Annotated in this window: 20 protein-coding genes; 11 read left to right on the top strand and 9 right to left on the bottom strand. The window is 31.7% G+C overall.

Features of this window, described 5'->3' with window-relative positions; translation table 11 throughout:
• Nucleotides 1–62: 62 nt before the first annotated feature.
• The 8 genes from IM755_RS08470 to IM755_RS08435 all read left to right on the top strand — a co-directional run bounded on the left by IM755_RS08470 (nt 63) and on the right by IM755_RS08435 (nt 8,803).
• Nucleotides 63–2,438 carry a heavy metal translocating P-type ATPase gene (locus IM755_RS08470; protein ID WP_194095725.1) on the top strand — a complete coding sequence of 792 codons (2,376 nt, stop codon included), beginning with the start codon at nt 63–65 and terminating at the stop codon, nt 2,436–2,438.
• Between the two features lie 83 nt (nt 2,439–2,521).
• Nucleotides 2,522–2,719 (top strand): cbb3-type cytochrome oxidase assembly protein CcoS, encoded by a 198-nt coding sequence (ccoS, locus tag IM755_RS08465; protein WP_026726106.1) that lies wholly within the window; start codon nt 2,522–2,524, stop codon nt 2,717–2,719.
• 2 nt (nt 2,720–2,721) lie between these two features.
• Complete coding sequence (ccoN, locus tag IM755_RS08460; protein WP_194095723.1) at nt 2,722–4,899, top strand: cytochrome-c oxidase, cbb3-type subunit I; 2,178 nt, start codon at nt 2,722–2,724, stop codon at nt 4,897–4,899.
• A gap of 5 nt (nt 4,900–4,904) precedes the next feature.
• Nucleotides 4,905–5,075, top strand: coding sequence for a cytochrome c oxidase subunit IV (locus IM755_RS08455; RefSeq protein WP_026726108.1), 171 nt, complete (start codon nt 4,905–4,907; stop codon nt 5,073–5,075).
• A 101-nt stretch (nt 5,076–5,176) separates the two neighbouring features.
• Nucleotides 5,177–6,127 carry a cbb3-type cytochrome c oxidase N-terminal domain-containing protein gene (locus tag IM755_RS08450; RefSeq protein WP_194095721.1) on the top strand — a complete coding sequence of 317 codons (951 nt, stop codon included), beginning with the start codon at nt 5,177–5,179 and terminating at the stop codon, nt 6,125–6,127.
• Nucleotides 6,128–6,188: 61 nt separating this feature from the next.
• Nucleotides 6,189–7,607 carry a cytochrome c oxidase accessory protein CcoG gene (gene ccoG, locus IM755_RS08445; RefSeq protein ID WP_194095719.1) on the top strand — a complete coding sequence of 473 codons (1,419 nt, stop codon included), beginning with the start codon at nt 6,189–6,191 and terminating at the stop codon, nt 7,605–7,607.
• 12 nt (nt 7,608–7,619) lie between these two features.
• Complete coding sequence (locus IM755_RS08440; RefSeq protein ID WP_194095717.1) at nt 7,620–8,069, top strand: FixH family protein; 450 nt, start codon at nt 7,620–7,622, stop codon at nt 8,067–8,069.
• A 32-nt stretch (nt 8,070–8,101) separates the two neighbouring features.
• Nucleotides 8,102–8,803, top strand: a complete 702-nt coding sequence (locus IM755_RS08435) for a sulfite exporter TauE/SafE family protein (RefSeq protein ID WP_194095715.1) — start codon at nt 8,102–8,104, stop codon at nt 8,801–8,803.
• A gap of 118 nt (nt 8,804–8,921) precedes the next feature.
• On the opposite strand, the gene IM755_RS08430 is transcribed toward IM755_RS08435, so the two are convergent.
• The 3 genes from IM755_RS08430 to IM755_RS08420 all read right to left on the bottom strand — a co-directional run bounded on the left by IM755_RS08430 (nt 8,922) and on the right by IM755_RS08420 (nt 12,526).
• Nucleotides 8,922–10,070, bottom strand: a complete 1,149-nt coding sequence (locus tag IM755_RS08430; protein WP_194095712.1) for an endonuclease — start codon at nt 10,068–10,070, stop codon at nt 8,922–8,924.
• 2 nt (nt 10,071–10,072) lie between these two features.
• Nucleotides 10,073–11,290, bottom strand: coding sequence for an RsmB/NOP family class I SAM-dependent RNA methyltransferase (locus tag IM755_RS08425; RefSeq protein ID WP_194095710.1), 1,218 nt, complete (start codon nt 11,288–11,290; stop codon nt 10,073–10,075).
• A gap of 72 nt (nt 11,291–11,362) precedes the next feature.
• Nucleotides 11,363–12,526: a hypothetical protein gene (locus tag IM755_RS08420; protein WP_194095708.1), complete on the bottom strand. Its 1,164-nt coding sequence runs from the start codon at nt 12,524–12,526 to the stop codon at nt 11,363–11,365.
• A 156-nt stretch (nt 12,527–12,682) separates the two neighbouring features.
• Here IM755_RS08420 and IM755_RS08415 point away from each other — a divergent pair, with 156 nt between their 5' ends.
• Entirely contained in the window at nt 12,683–13,705 is a 1,023-nt protein-coding gene (locus IM755_RS08415; protein WP_228063920.1) for a WD40/YVTN/BNR-like repeat-containing protein, read from the top strand.
• Nucleotides 13,706–13,746: 41 nt separating this feature from the next.
• Here the strand turns inward: IM755_RS08415 and IM755_RS08410 are convergent, their stop codons facing one another.
• The 3 genes from IM755_RS08410 to IM755_RS08400 are packed head-to-tail and all read right to left on the bottom strand — an operon-like array spanning nt 13,747 to nt 15,202.
• Nucleotides 13,747–14,196 (bottom strand): sensor of ECF-type sigma factor, encoded by a 450-nt coding sequence (locus tag IM755_RS08410; RefSeq protein WP_194095706.1) that lies wholly within the window; start codon nt 14,194–14,196, stop codon nt 13,747–13,749.
• Between the two features lie 10 nt (nt 14,197–14,206).
• A complete protein-coding gene (locus IM755_RS08405) occupies nt 14,207–14,629 on the bottom strand; it encodes a hypothetical protein (RefSeq protein WP_194095703.1) in 423 nt (140 codons plus the stop codon).
• A gap of 30 nt (nt 14,630–14,659) precedes the next feature.
• Nucleotides 14,660–15,202, bottom strand: a complete 543-nt coding sequence (locus tag IM755_RS08400; protein ID WP_194095700.1) for an RNA polymerase sigma factor — start codon at nt 15,200–15,202, stop codon at nt 14,660–14,662.
• A gap of 115 nt (nt 15,203–15,317) precedes the next feature.
• Between IM755_RS08400 and pdxH the strand changes: the two genes are divergently transcribed.
• Both pdxH and IM755_RS08390 read left to right on the top strand, forming a co-directional pair.
• On the top strand, nt 15,318–15,962 hold the full coding sequence (pdxH, locus tag IM755_RS08395) for a pyridoxamine 5'-phosphate oxidase (RefSeq protein ID WP_194095698.1): 645 nt from the start codon (nt 15,318–15,320) through the stop codon (nt 15,960–15,962).
• 240 nt (nt 15,963–16,202) lie between these two features.
• The gene (locus IM755_RS08390) at nt 16,203–16,700 is read left to right on the top strand and encodes a CAP domain-containing protein (RefSeq protein WP_194095696.1); all 498 of its coding nucleotides are present in this window, start codon (nt 16,203–16,205) and stop codon (nt 16,698–16,700) included.
• A 155-nt stretch (nt 16,701–16,855) separates the two neighbouring features.
• Here IM755_RS08390 and IM755_RS08385 read toward each other — a convergent pair whose 3' ends face one another.
• The 3 genes from IM755_RS08385 to IM755_RS08375 form a co-directional block, all read right to left on the bottom strand.
• A complete protein-coding gene (locus IM755_RS08385) occupies nt 16,856–17,791 on the bottom strand; it encodes a hypothetical protein (protein ID WP_194095693.1) in 936 nt (311 codons plus the stop codon).
• 134 nt (nt 17,792–17,925) lie between these two features.
• Entirely contained in the window at nt 17,926–19,833 is a 1,908-nt protein-coding gene (locus IM755_RS08380; RefSeq protein WP_194095691.1) for an OmpA family protein, read from the bottom strand.
• Nucleotides 19,834–19,843: 10 nt separating this feature from the next.
• The gene (locus IM755_RS08375; RefSeq protein ID WP_194095689.1) at nt 19,844–20,779 is read right to left on the bottom strand and encodes a PorP/SprF family type IX secretion system membrane protein; all 936 of its coding nucleotides are present in this window, start codon (nt 20,777–20,779) and stop codon (nt 19,844–19,846) included.
• Nucleotides 20,780–20,784: the final 5 nt, after the last annotated feature.

Raw genomic sequence — 20,784 nt, 5'->3', positions numbered from 1 at the left:
AATATCATATTTTGTTTTATGGTTAAGTTGGAAATTTGTTCACAGGTAAAATGAGCAAATTTATGGACACAGAAAATTGTTTCCATTGTGGTAATGAAATTATAAAAAAAGACGAGATTGTATTTGACGAAAAAAAGTTTTGTTGCAATGGTTGTAAAACCGTTTACGAGATTTTTAGTCAAAACGACCTAACGTGTTATTATGATTTTCAGGCAGCACCCGGCGCTACTCCACAAGACATTCAGGGCAAATATGACTTTTTAGACAATGAAGAAATTGTTACAAAATTATTGGAATTCCAAGAGCGTACAACACATATTGTTTCACTCTACATTCCTCATATACACTGTAGTTCGTGTATTTGGATTCTGGAAAATCTACAAAAGCTTCAACCAGGAATAAACGCTTCGCAAGTTAATTTTGGCGAAAAGAAAGTCCGAGTTACGTTCAATCCCGAGCAAACTTCTTTAAAAGATATTGTTTACTTATTGAGTTCGATTGGTTACGAACCTTATATTTCTTTAGAAAATTTTGATGAAGGCAAGAAAAAAGTCGACCGAACTTTAATTTATAAAATAGGAGTAGCGTTTTTCTGTTTTGGAAATATTATGCTGCTTTCGTTTCCCGAATATTTTGAAGTAGAAGAATATTGGATTGATCAATACCGAGGATTTTTCCGTTGGTTAATTTTTGGATTATCGCTTCCTACGTTTGTTTATTCGGCTTCGGGATATTACGTTTCCGCTTGGAAAAGCATAAAATCAGGTTTGTTGAATATTGATATTCCAATTGCTTTAGGAATTGTAGTGATGTTCGTAAGAAGTACGGTCGATATTGTTTTCGATTATGGTCAAGGTTTCTTTGATAGTATGGCAGGATTAATTTTCTTTATGCTATTAGGAAAACTGTTCCAACAAAAAACTTACGATTTCCTTTCATTTGAACGCGATTATAAATCGTATTTTCCAATTGCAATTACAAAGGTTTTACCAAATGGAGATGAAGAATCAGTTCAAGTATATGATATCCAAAAAGGCGATCGATTGTTGATTCGAAATCAAGAGTTAATTCCGGTAGACGGGATTTTAATTTCCGAAAAAGCTTCTATTGATTACAGTTTCGTAACAGGCGAAGCAGTTCCGATTGAGAAAAAATCAGGCGACAAAGTCTTCGCAGGCGGAAAACAAATGGGAAAAGTCATCGAAATGGAAGTTTTATTTTCGGTTTCCCAAAGTTACTTAACCCAATTGTGGAGTAACGACGTCTTCCAAAAACGCGTAGAACAACAACATAAAACCATTACCGATAGAATTAGTCGTTATTTTACGCCAACTTTATTGGCTTTAGCTATAGTATCTTTTATCTATTGGATATTTATTGATGTTACTACAGCATTTAATGTTTTCACTGCGATTTTGATTGTGGCTTGTCCGTGTGCATTGGCATTAACGGCTCCGTTTACATTAGGAAATGTGTTGCGAATTCTAGGCAAGCGAAAATTGTACTTGAAAAATGCTTTAGTTGTAGAACAATTAGCCAAAGTAGATACGATTGTTTTCGATAAAACAGGAACGATTACAACCAATAAAAAAACAGCTATTACTTATGAAGGAACGGAATTAAATTCTTCCGAATTAAGATTATTGAAAAACGTTTTACGTGGTTCTAATCATCCATTAAGTAGAAGATTATATGATTTTATTCCGAATCAAGAAAAAGTAGAAACTTCAAACTTTGAGGAAATCATTGGAAAAGGAATTTTTGCAGAAATTGAAGGAAATACCATAAAATTAGGTTCTTCACAATTCTTAAAAACCATGACCGAAAACACGCATAAGAAAACGAAAGTGCATGTGGAAATCAATGGTGTTTACAAAGGAAGTTATGTGTTCAATAATCAATACAGAAAAGGATTAGAAGATTTGTTTTCCGATTTGGCTAAACATTACAATTTAGTAGTTTTATCTGGTGATAATGATGGTGAAAAGAGAATATTGGAGAAAATGTTGCCAACGAAAACGACTTTAGTTTTCAATCAAAAGCCAGAGCAAAAACTACAATACATTGAACAATTGCAAAAAGAAGGCAAAAATGTCATGATGGTTGGCGATGGGTTAAACGATGCTGGAGCATTAGCGCAAAGTAATTTAGGATTATCCATTTCAGAAAACGTTAATGTATTCTCACCAGCTTGTGATGGAATTTTAGATGCCACACAATTCGATAAAATAGCCTTTTTTATGCGCTATTCTAAAAACGCCATGAAGACAATTTACATGAGTTTTGGTCTTTCCTTATTATATAATGTAGTTGGATTGAGTTATGCTGTAACAGGTAAGTTAGATCCTATTGTAGCGGCGATAATTATGCCATTGAGCACCATAACTATTGTAAGTTTTGTAACTATAATGACCAATTTATTTGCTAATAAAAAGTAATTATTTAAGAAAATTTTAATACATGATAAAAATCATGTTTTATAAAAACGGGTGGAAGTAACTTTGTTAACACAATTTAAGGTATGAGTGTCATTTATTTATTAATCACAATTAGTATAGTAGTAGCGATTGTCTTTTTAGGTGCTTTTATAAAAGCAGTTAAAAGTGGACAGTACGATGATGACTATACACCATCGGTCAGAATGTTATTTGATGATGAAATAGTGAAAAAAGAAAATCCTAACAAATTAATACAAACAGAAAAACAAAAATCAATCTAATTATGGAGAAGCAACAATTTTATTACGACAACAAAATTGTAAGGAATTTCCTCTACGCTAGTATAGTCTTTGGTGTAGTAGGGATGTTAGTGGGGCTTATTTTAGCTTTCCTATTTTTGTTTCCAAACTTAACCAGCGGCATATCGTTTTTAAGTTTTGGACGCTTAAGACCTTTACACACCAATGCAGTTATTTTTGCCTTCGTTGGAAACGCAATGTTTGCAGGTATTTATTACTCAATGCAGCGTTTATTAAAAGCAAGAATGTTTAGCGACCTTTTGAGTAAAATTCATTTTTGGGGTTGGCAGTTAATTATAGTTGCTGCAGCCATTACTTTACCATTAGGTTATTCTACTTCTAAAGAATATGCCGAATTAGAATGGCCAATCGACATTGCAATTGCTCTTATTTGGGTAGTTTTTGGTATCAATATGATTGGAACCATTATTAAAAGAAGAGAACGTCATATTTATGTAGCTATTTGGTTTTACATTGCAACATTTGTAACAGTTGCGGTACTTCACATCTTTAACAGTTTAGAACTACCTGTTTCGTTATCAGGAATGAAATCATATTCAATTTATGCAGGTGTTCAAGATGCTTTAGTACAATGGTGGTACGGACACAATGCGGTAGCATTCTTCTTAACTACACCATTTTTAGGAATGATGTATTACTTCGTACCTAAAGTAGCAAATCGCCCTGTATATTCTTATAGATTATCAATTATCCACTTTTGGTCGTTAATCTTCATTTACATTTGGGCTGGACCTCACCACTTATTATATACTGCTTTACCTGATTGGGCTCAGAATTTAGGAGTTGTTTTCTCTGTGATGTTGATTGCTCCATCTTGGGGAGGTATGATTAATGGTTTATTAACCTTAAGAGGTGTTTGGGATAAAGTACGTACTGATGCGGTATTGAAATTCTTCGTAGTAGCCATTACAGGTTATGGTATGGCTACTTTTGAAGGTCCAATGTTATCATTGAAAAACGTTAACGCAATTGCACACTTTACAGACTGGATTATTGCTCACGTTCACGTTGGAGCTTTAGCTTGGAATGGTTTCTTATCATTCGGTATGATTTATTGGTTAATCCCAAGAATGACAAAAACAAAATTATTCTCTGAAAAATTAGCGAATTTCCATTTCTGGATTGGTACTTTAGGGATTATTTTATATTCGCTTCCATTATATGTTGCAGGATTTACTCAAGCTTCTATGTGGAAACAATTCAAACCAGATGGTGGAGCATTACAATATGGTAACTTCCTTGAAACGGTAACTGAAATTATGCCAATGTATTGGATGCGTGCAGTAGGAGGAACATTATATCTTACAGGGGTTATCGTATTAGTTTACAATGTAATTAGAACCGTTAGACAAGGTTCTCCAGTTGAAAACGAATTAGTTGAAGCTCCAGCATTAGCTGTAATTTCTCCAAACCGTTTAAAAGGAGAAAAATTACACTCTTGGTTAGAAAGAAAACCAGTTCAATTTATGGTTTTGACTACTATAGCAATTTTGATTGGTGGTTTAATTCAAATTTTACCAACAATTTTAGTAAAATCAAATATTCCAACAATTTCGTCAGTTAAACCATATACACCACTTGAGTTGCAAGGTAGAGATTTATACATCCGTGAAGGTTGTGTGGGATGTCACTCTCAAATGGTTCGCCCGTTCCGTTCAGAAGTTGAGCGTTATGGTGACTATTCTAAAGCAGGAGAATTTGTTTACGATCATCCATTCTTATGGGGTTCTAAACGTACAGGTCCGGATTTAGCTCGTGAAGGTGTTAAAGGAAAACCATTTAATGGAGGTAGAGATGATGTATGGCATTTTAACCATATGTACGATCCTCAAGGATTAAATGAAAAATCAATTATGCCAAGATACCAATGGTTAATTAAAAATGAGTTAGATAATTCAACTATTCAAGACAAAATGAGAACCATGGTAACTTTAGGAGTTCCTTATACTGAAGCAGATATTAATAATGCTCTTAAACATATGGACGAACAAGCAAGCAAAATTGAAGCAAACTTGTTAGCGAACCCTGATATTAAGAAATCTTTTGGTGGAAACACAACATCAAAATTAAAAGATAGAGAGATTGTAGCGTTGATTGCATACTTACAAAGATTAGGTACTGATACTCAAGTTAAAAAATAAAAGTTATGCTAAAGTTCATTAAACATAATTTGGAAACTATTGCAGGAGTAGATATTTATCCAATCATTTCGTTGACTATTTTCTTTACAGCGTTTGTATTGTTCACAATTTGGGCATTTACTTACAGCAAAGAAAAAATCAAAGAAATTAGCGAAATGCCTTTAAACGACGAATAGTTATAATTAAAATTATCGAGAAACTGATACAACCATGATGTTTGTAATTTTTGGGTAGTATCGTGGTTGTTCAGGTTCTCTTAACATAAAATTTTCAACAAATGAAAAAATTAATTCCATCATACGTAAGAGTTCCATTACTGTTTGCAGTCGTATTTGCAGCTTTGGAATATTTTATCGATTCAGGAGACAGGCCAGCCTTTATAAAGTTTCCTATGGTAGCTTTATTTCTAGGAGTATTCCTATTTTTATTAATCGCAATCGAAATTGTAATCGACGCTGTTGATAAAGTAACCTATCATTTATTAACAGATGAGCAAAAAGAACAATTAGCAAATGCACAATCGGTTTCTTTTACAGAAAGTAAATGGTACCAAAATATTGTTGCTAAACTTACTCGTTCTAATGAAATGGAGAGAGAAGAAGATATCATGTTAGATCACGACTACGATGGTATCAAAGAATTAGACAACGTATTACCACCATGGTGGGTATATTTATTCTATGGTACAATTATTTTTGCAGCCGTATATTTAGTACGTTTCCACATTGTTGGAGACTATACTCAAGCAGAAGAATTTAATAAAGAAGTTGAATTAGCAGAATTAGAAAAATCTAAATTACCTAAAGACCCTGCTGATGAAGTAAGTTACGAAACAGTAGTAGCTTTAACAGATGCTGCAAGTTTAGCAAAAGGGAAAGAAATTTTCACAAATGCTTGTGCAGCATGTCACAAAGCTGATGGTGGAGGTTTAGTTGGACCAAATTTAACTGACAAACATTGGATTAATGGTGGAGGAATTAAAAATGTCTTCAAGTTAATTTCTGAAGGAAGTAAAAATAACCCATCAATGGTGGCTTGGAATAAAAATTTATCTTCTAAAGATATTCAAAGTGTTGCAAGTTATGTTTTAAGTTTACAAGGATCTAATCCTCCAGGAGGAAAACCAGCCGAAGGAGAAATTTGGGTTGAAACAGCAGAAGCGGCTCCAGCAGCTGCAACAACAACAGTAGTTGATTCTACCAAAGTAGAAGCTCCTGCAGGAAAATAAATTTATAAAAAAGGTTTTGGGAAATTCTCAAAACCTTTTTTAAACTAAAAATTGCATAATTATGTCAAATTTACCAGACGAAAGCTTTAGAGATACCATTGCAACTATTAATGCAGAAGGAAAAAGAAATTTTATTTATCCTAAAAAACCTTCTGGCCCTTTTTACGATAAAAGAAAGTTATTGAGTTATTTTCTTTTGGTTTTTTTAATAGCTTCCCCTTTTATTAAAGTTAATGGAAATCAGTTTTTGATGTTTAATGTACTCGAAAGACGTTTTAGTATTTTCGGATTTGCATTTTGGCCTCAAGACTTTCATTTGTTTGTGATTTCAATGATTGTTGGAGTAGTAGGGTTGACTTTATTTACAGTAGCTTTCGGACGTATTTTTTGTGGTTGGTTTTGTCCGCAAACTATTTTTATGGAGATGGTTTTCAGACGTATTGAATATTGGATTGATGGTGACAGAGGTGCTCAGTTACGATTAGCTAAACAAGAGTGGAATGCTGAAAAAATAAGAAAAAGAGTTACGAAATGGATTATCTTTTTTATTTTTTCATTCTTCATTGCCAATGTTTTTCTAGCGTATTTAATTAGCAGCGATGAACTTATCAAAATGATTACGGAAGGACCCGCAAATAATTTAAGTACGTTAATTGCTTTATTAATTTTTACTGGTGTATTTTATTTTGTATTCGCTTGGTTTAGAGAGCAAGTTTGTATTATCGCTTGTCCTTACGGAAGAATGCAAGGGGTTTTGTTGGATAACAAATCCATTAATGTGACCTATGACCATGTAAGAGGAGAAGGCACAAACGGAAGAAAAAAATGGCGAAACGGTGAAGACAGAACTGCATTAGGGCACGGCGATTGTATCGATTGTAATCAATGCGTGGTAGTTTGTCCAACTGGAATAGACATCAGAAATGGTACTCAGCTAGAATGTATCAATTGTACCGCATGTATTGATGAGTGTGATGTGATCATGGAAAAAGTGGGATTACCAAAAGGATTAATCCGCTATGCAAGTGAAGATGAAATCGTTAAGAAAGAAAAGTTCAAGTTAACGCTTCGAATGAAAGGTTATATCGCCGTTTTAACTTTATTAGTTGGTGTTTTAATCGGAATGCTGTTCTTGCGAAATGATGTAGAAGCTAATTTCTTACCAATGTCGGGGCAATTGTTCCAACACAATGGTGAAAACATTCGAAACTTCTATACGTATAAAATTGTTAATAAAACAGAACAAGAATTTGATAATGTTTATGTCAAAATTGTCAATTATAAAGGAGAAATAAAATTAGTAGGAAGTCCAGTTATAAAAGTACCAAAACAAGGTTTAGCAAGTGGAACATTATATATCGATATTCCAGAAAGTTTGCTAAAAGAAGAAAAGGTACATTTAAAATTAGAATTATATAACGGAGATAAGTTGATTGAAGAAACAGCAACCAATTTCCAAGGACCAAGAAACTTTAATTGAAAAAATATAGCTATGAAATTTAATTGGGGAACCGGAATCGTTATTGCTTTTGCACTTTTTATGACATTCATTTTATCCTATGTATTTAAAGTACAATCTAATGATAAATATGATCATGAATTAGTAGTAGAAGATTATTATAAAAAAGAAGCAACGGTTCAAGGTGATATAGAAAAACAAGAGAATGCGAATGCATTAACGAATAAAGTAACAATCGAAAAAACAGCCGAAGGAGTTAAAATTCAATTTCCAGCTGATTTTGATTATTCTAAAATAAATGGAAAAGTGTCCTTATACAGACCGTCTAGTCAGAAATTAGATTTTGAAATTCCGATTTCATTGTCTAGTCCACATTTGCTCATACCTAAAAGTAATTTGGCTAGCGGTCTTTGGGACATTTCTATCGATTGGGAATACGATGGTGTGAAATATTTAAACAAAGATTCGTTTAGAATGGAATAATTTCTTTCTTTTGAATTTGAAATTTGTAATTGATGTTGTATTCAGCTTTTATATTTGGTTTAATTAGTAGTTTTCACTGCATAGGAATGTGCGGTCCAATTGCTATGATGTTACCAGTTGATAGAAGCAATGAAGCTAAAAAAGTAACTCAGATAATTACGTATCATATAGGAAAACTAACAGCTTATGGTACATTAGGTTTAATTTTTGGACTTTTAGGAAGAACTTTCTATTTAGCCGGAATGCAACAACAACTTTCTATAATCGTTGGGATTTTAATGATTTTAGTAGCATTAATTCCGGAAAAAGTATTTGCTAAGTATAATTTTTCAAAACCTGTTTATCGAGTAATTACGAAAGTAAAATCAAGTTTAGGACAACAGTTTAAAAACAAAAGCTACAAATCGTTATTCACAATTGGATTATTGAATGGTTTTTTACCTTGCGGAATGGTGTATGTTGCACTTTTTGGAGCTATTGCCATGCAAAGTATTTCATTAAGTGTATTTTATATGATTTTATTTGGAATTGGAACGATACCAATGCTTGCTGCTGTTGTATACGTTTCTAATTTACTTTCATTCTCATTTAGAGGAACCATTCAAAAAGCAATACCGTTTGTAGCGGTAATTATAGGAATGTTATTTATTATAAGAGGTTTAGGGTTAGATATTCCATATTTATCACCAAGTAATATGAGTTTATTCGTTCAATCTGAAGCCAATTGTCATTAAATATTTTAGTTAATAGGGTAGAAGAGTGATGGAGTTTTATACTTAATCACTCTTTTTGTTTCATAAAAAAAGTCTCATCAAAAAATGATGAGACTTTTTTTATTCTATAAATTGAAACTTAGTTCACAATTACTTTCTTAGTTGCAACAGCATTTTCAGAAGCCATTTGAACTAAATAAAATCCGCTAGGTAAATTAATTACTTTGTAAGAATTGTCAACTCGTGTAGGGTTTTTAATTTCTTGGATGATTTGACCATTGATATTGTATAGAACAATTGATTTTAACTCTATTTCAGATGAAATAGTAACTTCGTTATTCACAGCTGGATTGGGATAAATTGAAATTGAATTTTCAAAGGCAAACGATGGGTTAGACAAAAAACTATTCCAAACTAAACCAACATACTCTGGATGATCAATATATGGATTTCTATTACTTTGATGATTGTAATATATGTCATTATTGATAGCAATTTCTTTAGCGCTAACAGGGTCATCAGTATGCCATTTTACAAGAATATCTAAAAATGGATTTGTAAATGCTCGTCCAGTTGAACCATCAAACATATTTTTTGCTTGACACGTTGAAGCGTTTGCAGAAGTATAAAAGTTTGCTAAATTAATTTCATAACGAGTTGCAAAATAAAAAAATGCTCTTGCAACATCACCTTTGAATTCATCTATTGGTTCAAATACTACACCCGAATAGCCAAGAGCATATCCAGAATTTAAACCATTTCCTCTTTTTGAACCATTTTGAGATGTATAAGTAGCTGTACCAACTTTCCCGAAAGGTAAATTATTTCTATCACCATTTACTTTTCCGTCAGATGGAACAACAAAAAAAGGATCATTTTTCATGGGATCTATAGCAAATCCATCAAAATATGATTGAGGAATTAAATGTTCTCTATTATAACAATCACCTTCTCCACTGTAAGACCCACATTGTTGAGAAGTTGTTGTATAATTGTAAGGATCAGCTCCTGAAGGATTTTCAGAATATAAATCTAATAAACTACCATCATTTTCATAATAATTGTCTCTAAATGCAGAACGTGTGTAAAGTGTCCATAGAGCTCCGTAGCCTTGATCAACATGTAAATGTTCTGATGGAATTCCATCAGTTACATTATCAATTATTTTTCGTAGATTAGTTTTTAAAGTTAACCCTGTTCCAGTTGCTGTATTGTAATATCCAGCAGGAATTTGTGCCAATCCTACAGCAGAACACAATAATAGGGTTAATAAGTAATGTTTTTTCATATCTATTTATTTTTTCTTTCTAATAATGCCATATAAAATCCGTCGAAACCGCTTTCACTTGCCAAGACTTTTTGGTCTTTGACAAAGTTAAATTCTTTTCCAATTTCTGTGCTTAAGAAATGCTTAATTTGTTCCTGATTTTCAGAAGGTAATACCGAACAAGTAGCATACACTAATTTTCCGCCTGGTTTTACAATTTTTGAATAATTTTCTAATACTTCAGCCTGAACTTTTCGAATGTTATCAATGAATTCAGGTTGTAATTTCCATTTGCTATCCGGATTTCTTTTTAAAACCCCTAATCCACTACAAGGCGCATCGATTAAAACTCTATCCGCTTTTTCGTGTAATTTTTTTATAGTTTTTGTACTTTCAATTACTCTAGGTTCAATGTTGAAAGCGCCGTTTCTTTTAGCACGAATTTTTAATTGCTTTAACTTACTTTCGTATAAATCCATAGCAATTAATTGGCCTTTATTTTCCATTAAAGAAGCCAAATGCAAGGTTTTTCCACCAGCACCAGCACAAGTATCCACAACTCGCATTCCTGGTTTTACATCTAAGAAATACGCTACTAATTGTGATGAAGCATCTTGTACCTCAAACAAACCGTCTTTAAAAGCATCAGTTAAAAAAACATTAGCTCTTTCAGTTAAAATTAAAGCATCTGGATACTCTTTGTGAAACTCGGTTTCAATATTCAAATCCATTAAGATAGCTCTTAATTTTTCTTTGGTAGTTTTAAGTTTATTAACTCTTAAAATTACTTTCGCTTGTTCGTTTTGAGCTGCTAATTCTTTTGTCCAAGTTTCCTCACCTAATTCCTTAACACCCAACTCATCCATCCAATCTGGAATAGACTCTCTGAATTTTCTAGTTTTGGTTAATTCGTCAAATTTTCCTTTGATTCTTCTAACTGGTGTATCTTCAAAATATTTCCAATCGGGTAGGTTGTAACCTCGTAATACTGCCCAAACGGCAAATATTCTCCAAATTTTATCTCGATCAAAAGGTTCTTTAACTTCTGCAATTTCAGTATATAAACGTTTCCATCTTACGATTTCGTAAATGGTTTCGGCTACGAATTTCCTATCGTGACTTCCCCAACGTTTGTCTTTTTTAAGTGCTCTAGCAACCACTTTATCAGCGTATTCACTTTCGTTAAAAATCGCCATTAGCGAATCGATCGTTGTGAATACTAAATTTCTGTGTAATCTCATTATTTATTTTAAATCAGCCTGCAAAGATACGAATAAAAATAAAAAAGCTGCCAAATTTGACAGCTTTAATATTTATCCTCTTCCGTTTCCTCTTCCTTCGGAACCTCTTGAGTTTGAATTGCCTCTAGGAGCACTACTTCTTGACTGTGAGTTGCCTCTTGATGAATTTCCTCTTACTTCGGAATTTCCTCTGTTACCATTACTTGTTACTGTTCCTCTTTCTCTTGGTGAATTACTTCTGTTTTCAGAATATTCTCTACCACCATTTGATCTTGGACCTTCGTTTCTTCCTCTATTTTCGTTAGTAACTCTTGGTGAATTTCCTCTGTTTTCTGTCACAACTCGTGTACCAGAATTTCCTCTTGTTCCATTGTTTCTTGGGTTACTTGTTTCAGTTCGAGTTCTTGGTGTAGTTCCGTTATATTCTCTTGTTTCACGATTTCCTCTCGGTGAATTTGAAGATATTTCGCTTCTATTTCTTGGAGTATTACTATTTCTTCTTGAATCTAACTCATATCGGTTTGAATACCCAGAATTTCTGTGTACGAAAGAACGATTTGGATATCTTCTTTCATAAGCATTTCCTCTTCTTCCATAATAATTGTTATAAACTGAGGCACATCTTCTGTGCGTTACATAATGATAACTGTGACCAAAATTAATATGAACATGAATGTGATTTCTGTATCTAAAAATTGGGAAAGGATTCCAATAATAGTAATAACTTGGATAATAACCCCAATACCATGATGAATAGTACGGACGATAATTGCTTACCCAAAATGTAGTATAAATTATCGGTGTATTTACATAAACGGGCTCATAAATATAATTAGCACCATACATGTAAACATCACCTACAACTTGTACTTGAACTCGATTATTGCTGTCGCGTTCTACTTCAATGGTTGCTACATCTTGAAAAACATCTTTTTCTAAAACCGCTTGCACCACAACTAAGTGTACATTGCCTTCAACCGTTTCAATAACTCTTAAATAATCAACGTAATTATCGTTATTCAAATCTAAATTAGAGATTTGAGTTTTTGGATCATTCAGCCTTCTTTCAAAATCTTCTAAGTCTTTTGCATCACCAAAAACAGTTGCAACCGCTCTTAAATCTAAGTTGTCGCTGATATCCGAGTTTTTTGCTGTAACCGTAGTTTTTTCTTGTGCAAAAAGTGAACCTATCGTCAATGAAGCCAGTAAGCTCAGATGTATCAATTTCGTTTTCATAATATATTCGTTTTAAGGTTCTTATTTCTCTTTTTAGTTATCCAATTACTGTGCCAAAGTTTTTTATACATAATTAACTTGTTGATTATTAGTTGTTTGTGAAATATATTTTTCCTTTGCAACATTTCCATTATATTTGAAAATAAAACCTATCCAATGAAGACGATTTATTTATTTCTATTATTTTTAAGTATTTCTGCAATAGCTCAAAATAAAAAATTTGATTCGGAAGTAATTCTCGAAACTAAATTGAGTTGTAGAGCCATTTTAGTTGACAATGAAAAAGTGTGGATGGGAATGGATAAAGGCCGTTACGGATTTTACGATAAAAAGAAAGATACCACTATTATAAAAGAAATTCAATCTGTTGCCCGAACTACCGAATTTAGAAGCATTGCAGGAACCAAAGAGGCCATTTTTATTTTAGCGGTTGGAAATCCAGCTATGTTGATTCGTATTGATAAGAAGACGTTGGAAGAAACAGTTGTTTATAAAGAAGAACACGAAAAAGTGTTTTACGATAGCATGCAATTTGTTGATGATTTAAACGGATTTGCCATGGGTGACCCAATTGAAAACTGTTTGGCATACATAAAAACTACTGATGGAGGCAAAACGTGGCAAAAAGTAAATTGCGATGTTTTACCAAAAGTTTCTGAAGGTGAAGCCGCTTTTGCAACAAGTAACACGAATTTAACGATAAAAGGAAAATCAATTTTTATGGTTTCTGGTGGTAAGAAATCTAGAGTTTTTGTTTCTAAAGATTTTGGTGCAACTTGGAAAGTATATGAAACACCAATTGTTCAAGGAGAAACCATGACTGGAATTTTCACTGCTGACTTTTACAATGAAAAACTCGGAATTATCTCAGGAGGAAATTACGAAAAACAAGACCAAAATTGGGCTAATAAAGCTATTACTAAAAATGGTGGTAAGACTTGGAAATTAATCGCCGAAAAAGAAGCTTTTGGTTATGCCTCATGCGTTCAGTTTGTTCCAAATAGTAACGGAAAGAAGCTTATTACTGTTGGTGGAACTGGAATGTTTTACTCGGCTGATTTTGGTAAAAGTTGGACAAAATTCTCTGATGACAAAGATTTTTATACTTTCAGATTTGAATCAGAAAAAGTGTTTTATGCTACTGGAAGAAATAAGTTAGTTCGATTTGAAATTCAATAAAAAAAGCGTTCAACTATTGCTGAACGCCTTTTATTTTATAACTAACCTCTTCTTTTTTCTCGCATTTGTTTTAATAATTCTCTATTAAAATCTTCTTCGGCTTTTTTAAGTTTAATGATTTTCTTGGCGCTAATTACACCTTGTAAATCTTTTATAAATTTTTTCTTTAAGTTAAATAAATTCTCTTCTAAACTTTCCATTTGAACTAAAAGAGCAGAAGCTTCTTTTTCGCTTAATTTATCAACACTTCCTGGTCTAAAACGATCTAAAATAGCTCTCATTTTTTCATGACGCAATTCCGCTTGTTTGTCATCAAATGCATTGTAGAGTGGCCAAAATTTTTGAGCTTCTTCTGTTGTTAATTCTAATTGTTCTGTTATGTAAGCCACTTTTAGTGCTTTTACTTTTTCTCTTTTTTCTTTAAAATCCTGTGAAAAGGATACAGATGAAATAAAAAGCAATATAATTGGTAATATAAATTTCGTTTTCATGGGTAAATTATTATTCGTTAATATAGTAATCTAAATTTTCTGATTCTGAAAGATAGTCTTCAACTGCATCAGAATTGACTTCATTTAATGACAAATTATTTTCTAATTCAGCGATGTCTTCATCGGTTAAGTGTTTTGACAACTCAGTGATTCCAATTCCTTGTTGTTGTGATAGATATACTTCTATAGTTCCAGCATCTAAATTGTTTTCTTTTGCCATATTAAAATAAACCGGAATTGCAATAGCAAGTAAAAGAACAGCTGCAATTGAACTTATCCAAACTTGTTTTCTGTAAAATAAGGAAACAACTTTAGTTTCTTTTTCTACCGGAATTTGTGCCATCATTTTTGCTTCGAATTGCTCAAAGTAGTTTTCTGGAACTTTAAATCCCGATTTAATTTCTTTGTTATTTTCTAAATCAAATTGTTTCATATCTATTGGACAAAAATAAGGCTAAAAGGTTTAATTGGTATGTAAAAATTCTTCTATTTTCTTAACTGCTATATGATAACTTGCTTTTAAAGCACCAATAGAAGTTCCTAAAATTTCGGATATTTCTTCATATTTTAATTCTTCAAAATATTTCATTTTAAAGACTATTTGTTGTTTTTCAGGCAAAATAGCAATTGCTTTTTGTAATTTTAATTGAATTTCATCGCCATCAAAAAAAACATCACTTTCTAATTTATTTATTTCTTTTTGTTGGGCTTCTTCATTTGATATTCCTTGTTTTTTTGCTCGTTGTTGCATGAACGTTATGGCTTCATTGGTGGCAATTCTGTACATCCAAGAATACAATTTACTATCGCCTTTAAAATTTTTAAGATTTCCAAATACTTTTATAAAGGTGTTTTGCAATACATCATCAGCATCATCATGATTTAAAACCATGTTTCTTATATGATAATACAATGGTTTTTGATACAATTGCAACAGCTTTCGAAACGCTTCATTCTGCGTTTTCGGGTTTAATAATTCGGAGATGAAAGCTTTTTCGTCTTGCAAAATGCGATATTTGTTTATAAGACTAAAGATATTCAAAAAGGTTTAATTTTAATTTTTGTTTTAGTAAAAAAACGAGTTTCCCTTTGTAACTTTGCTTTGTAGAAATAAAATAACAATGAAAGATTTAAGCAATTATAGAAAATCATACGAAAAGAGTGAATTATTGGAAAATCAAATTCCGGAAGATCCAATAAATTTATTTCATAAATGGTTTTATGAAGCGGAAGATTTAAATGCTGCTGAGGAAGTAAATGCGATGACCGTTACGACTATCGGTTTAGATGGTTTCCCGAAAGCGCGTGTGGTTTTACTTAAAAAGTTTAATGAAGAAGGTTTTATTTTTTATACCAATTATAATTCGGAAAAAGGAAAAGCTATTTTGAATAATCCGAATGTTTGTTTGTCTTTCTTTTGGCCAACGGTGGAACGTCAGATTATCATTAAAGGAATTGCTGAAAAAACGACTGAGAATATTTCCGATAATTATTTTGCATCTCGACCTGATGGAAGTAAATTAGGTGCTATTGTTTCACCACAAAGTGAAGTAATTCCGAATCGTGAGTTTTTAGAGAACAATTTAAAGCAATTAGAAAAAGAGTGGGAGGGAAAAGAAATTTTGCGTCCAGCTCATTGGGGTGGTTTTTTAGTTCGTCCAGTAGAAGTGGAGTTTTGGCAAGGAAGACCAAATCGTTTACACGATAGAATTCGCTATCAACTAACCAATGAATACGATTGGAAAATAGATCGTTTATCTCCTTGATAGTCAATAATTTAAATTTTATACAAAATCCTAAGTTTTTTAAACTTAGGATTTTTTTTATTTCTGTAAGTAAAGTTTTAAGTAATTGATATTCAAATGTTTAAAACGTTAAATTTTGATGTATTTCATCGATTTTTTTTGCGTGTTACCGACGTTTTTGTACATTTGTCCTGTTAATCAATCACTTAATCGATTTTTAGTATTTATTAACACAACAACAACTAAAAAAACTCTCTACTTATGAAAAAATTAATGATTACTCTTTTTGCCCTAACAATTGGTTTATCATCTTTAACTTCATGTTCAGCTGATTCAGAATCTGCAACAAATTCTACAACAAATGAAACAGTAAGAAGTTATACACATTCTAACTTAGAATTAGAATTATTAGACGAAGTTAATGCTTACCGAGTTTCTGTAGGATTAAATCCGTTAGAAATAATAGAACACATTTCATATAAATCTTCAGAACATAACGATTACATGTTAGCCACACATACTGTTACTCATGAAGGTTTTGAAGAAAGAAAATCAAATTTACAAGAAGTATTGGGTGCATATAGAGTAGGAGAAAATGTAGCATTTGCTTATTCTACAGCACAAGCAACAGTAACAGCTTGGGTAAACAGTCCAAGCCACAAAGCGAACCTAGAAGGAGATTATACTCATTTTGGAGCCGCAATTAAAATGGACGATCAAGGTAGAAAATACTACACGAATATGTTCATCAAAAAATAAAATTTCATGTTTGTTTATAGAAAAAGCAGCTATTTTGAAAAGAATAGCTGCTTTTTTGTTCCAACTTAAAAAGTGTTTATTTTAACTGATTTTACTGATTATAAAGTATAACTGATTATTTTTCGAAAGTTTACAAAATCTTATATCATGTTTTACTAATTGAATTTGGAAATTACTTTATTTTTATTTTTAAGAAAAATATTAATGTTACCTCGATTGTAAAAATCGAATATTAAAATTTTATTATCCAAATCTATAATTCCAATGGGGACATTATTTCCATTTTTAATTTTATTTAGTTTTATGTTTTTTTCTTTATTCCCATTTATAAAGTAAAATGAACTTTCATCTGTAAAGACTAAAATTTCATTAATATTTACCGGAATACAATAGTAATAGTCTTTTAGTTCATGTAATTGGTATTGATCTTCATCAAATAATTTATACTCAAATATAAATTTATCATTCTTCCAATATATTTCAATTCCATAATATTCTTCAGATTTTACTACAAACTTTTCATTTATCAAATTTTTGATTAAAATTGATTCCTTTGAGATAATTTTTTCAATAAGACTTTTATCTGTTGCTTCGTAAATCAAAGTTTCCAAAACTTGTTTATCTTCATAATTATTTAATTTTATTTCTCTTTTTGTCAAATAATTATTCGTTTCTTCTTTGTTGTAAATTAAATATTCAACAAACTTTAAAATATCAAGAATTTTAATTTTGTTTGCATAAATTCTAACAGATAAGCCAGTATTGTTGGTTTGTAGTGAATTCGTTTCTTCTAATCCATTAACTAATTTGAAATTAGAGTTGTTATATTCTAATAGGTACAAATCATCTGTTAGTACATTTGTGTAATCTTGTATATACTCAATTAAAATTGTGTCTTTATAATTTAGATTTTTTGATAATTTCTCAGAAAGTTTTCCAATTATTTTAATTTTATCTAAATCTGAGTAATTGAAACCAGTTCTCATGTAAACTTTAACATTACCATAATTTTCAAGTACAAATTTATCTTTGTGAGCAAAAGAGTTTATTGAAAAAAGTAGTAAAATTAAAAGTTGAATTTTTGTTTTCATCTAAGGTTTATAAAACTAAAGTAAAACTTAGTTGTTTCTTCAAATATATAAAACTTTTATTACATATAAAATTGAAAAAGCAGCTGTGATAAATATCAACAACTGCTTTTTCGTCGTCATGAAAACATTGAGATTTACATTTTTAAAATAATAAATTCACTTCTTCTGTTTTTTTGGTGTTGGGCTTCAGAACAAGGAACGTTGTCTTTACATTCGTTTACTAACTCAGTTTCGCCATAACCTTTGGCTGTTAATCTCGATTTATCGATTCCGTTTTTAATCATGAAATCCATAGTAGCTTTAGCTCTTCGGTCAGAAAGCGTTTGATTGTATTTATGTGTTTGTCGGCTATCAGTATGAGAACGAATATCTACTTTCATATCAGGATTTTGTTTCATCACGGCTATGATTTTTTCTAAATCTTTGGCTGCATCAGGTCGTATATTCCATTTGTCTAAGTCGAAATAAATCAAACTAATATCAAATACTTTGGCTAAATCAGTTCCAGTTTCTACTAAGAATACGTTTCGATCTAAGGCTAAATTGACTTTTGAAATGTTATCCGTATTTTCAGAAACAAACATTTTCTCAGCAGATTCGTAGTCTTTTTTAGAAGCTCTGATGGTATAGTTTTCTCTACATTCAATGGCTAAACTATATTTTCCTAAAGCATTAGATTTGGTTTCAGTTACTTTCTTGTTATTTTCATCAAAGATTTCAACTGTTGCATTGGTTAAGATTTCGCCCGTTTTTAAATCGGTAATGAAACCTTTTACGGTATAATTGCATTTGGTAAAACTGTAAATATCATCATAACCCACGCTTCCAATACGATTTGATGATAAATACCCTTTATGTTCTTTATCCATAATGATACAAAAATCATCAAGCGGACTATTGATTGGTTTTCCCATATTCATTGGTTTTTCATGCCCTATAGCAGTGATTTTAGCTTTGTAAATATCCAATCCGCCTAATCCAGGATAACCATTAGAAGCGAAATATAAATTGTTGTCATCGTCTAGGAAAGGGAATGTTTCTTTGCTTTCGGTATTGATGTTTTTACCTAAGTTTTCTGGTTTTCCAAAGTTCCCATTAGCATCGATGCTCACTTTATACAAGTCAGAACTTCCAAAGCCACCCGGCATATCAGAAACGAAATACAAGGTTTTTTCATCAAAACTCAAAGCAGGATGTGCTGTACTATAATCATCACTACAAAAAGGTAGTTCTTTCACATTTGTCCAAACACCATCAACCCAATTAGCTTTGTAAATTTTGATTAAGGTACTTTTATCATCTGCTTTTCCTTTTCTTCCTGAATTGTAATTATTTCGTGTAAAATAAATGGTTTTACCATCTTTAGTAAATACAGGAGTTGACTCATTGTATTTTGTATTGATTACATTTGAAAAATTAACAGGATTACTTAATTTGTAATTATTGTCTTTTTCAACAACATATAAATCTCTATAATTTTGTTCAGTCCAAGGGTTGATTTTATTGTATAATGCGCCTTCTTTTCTAGATGAAGAATACACAATTTTGTCTCCAAAAAATGCGGGTCCAAAATCTGAAAATTCAGAATTAATGTCAGTAGGAGTAACGGTGTATTTCCCTGAATTGATTTCAATATCTTTAAGATAGTCTTTGTTTTCGGCGTATAATTTTGCTCTTGAATCGGGACTTTTTTCATAGAATTTAGCCATGTAAGCATCAGATTTTTCATACTCTTCAGAAGCTTTTAGTGCTTGAGCGTATCTAAAATAATACTCAGGTTCTTGTTCTGGATATAATTCAAATAATTTTCCGTACCATTTGGCTGCGGTGAGTAAATTACTATTGAAATAATAGGCGTTTCCTAGTTTTTGGAATAACTCGGGAGATTCATATCCTTTTTCGGCTACTTTTTCATAAATTTCAATAGCATCTACATACGAATATTTGTTGTACTTTTTATCGGCTTCCGCAATTTGAGCATTTTGAGACCAAACTGAAAATGAGAAACCTATTATTGATAATATTATATATATCGTTTTCATAATCAATTTTTTAGAAGAATCTAGGATCAGAGATTCTATTGTTATTAAAGAATTCATATCGTAAGAAAATTTCATGTGAACCCGAATTGTAGTTAGCAAGTTCGGTTGTTTCCATGTCGTAACCATATCCAATAAACCAAGAATCAGAAATTTGGAATCCGGCTAAGGCACTTATTGAAGCATCCCAACGGTAAGAAGCACCAAGAGTTAGTTTCTCATGAATTAGGAAATTTCCAGTCAAATCAATTTGAAGAGGCGCACCTTCCACAGCTTTGGTTAAAAATGCAGGTTTGAATTTGAAGTTATCGCTAAATTCAAAAACGTGACCACCAATGACATAGAAGTGCATTTTCTCTTTGTTGATTTGTGTATTGTTATCATTGTAGTGATAGCTTTCAAATACATTAGGAACGGAAACTCCTAGATAAGTTTGATCTGAAAACAAGTACAATCCGGCTCCAATGTTAGGAGAAAATTCGGTATCCATATCTTGAAATTGTGGATCTAAAGGATTGTAAATATCCAATTTGTTAACGTCTAATTTGAATAGATTAGCCGTACCTTTTAATCCCAATGACAATTTGAAATTATCAGAGATTTGAACGAAATAAGCTAAATCGGCTGAAATTTCGTTTTCAGATGTTGGCCCTAATTGATCGTTTACGAATGATAATCCCCAACCAAAATTAGAATCTCCTAATGGAGCATTGATTGCAAAGTTATTGGTTACTGGAGCGCCATCTAATCCAACCCATTGATTTCTATGTAACAGAAAAGCAGTTATTGTTTCTCTGGAACCCGCATAAGCTGGATTTACATTAGCCGTATTGTACATATACATGGTATACTGAGAATCTTGCTGAGCAGCACTCTCGTTTATAACTCCAAGCGTAGTTAAAACTAACAGCATTAAAGAAGTTATTTTTGATGTTATATAGCGTTTCATAATGT

This window comes from Flavobacterium proteolyticum (assembly GCF_015223105.1).
GTDB classification, from domain to species: Bacteria; Bacteroidota; Bacteroidia; order Flavobacteriales; family Flavobacteriaceae; genus Flavobacterium; species Flavobacterium proteolyticum.
The sequence above is the reverse complement of the archived record's forward strand: the minus strand, read 5'-3'. Positions and strand labels throughout refer to the sequence as shown.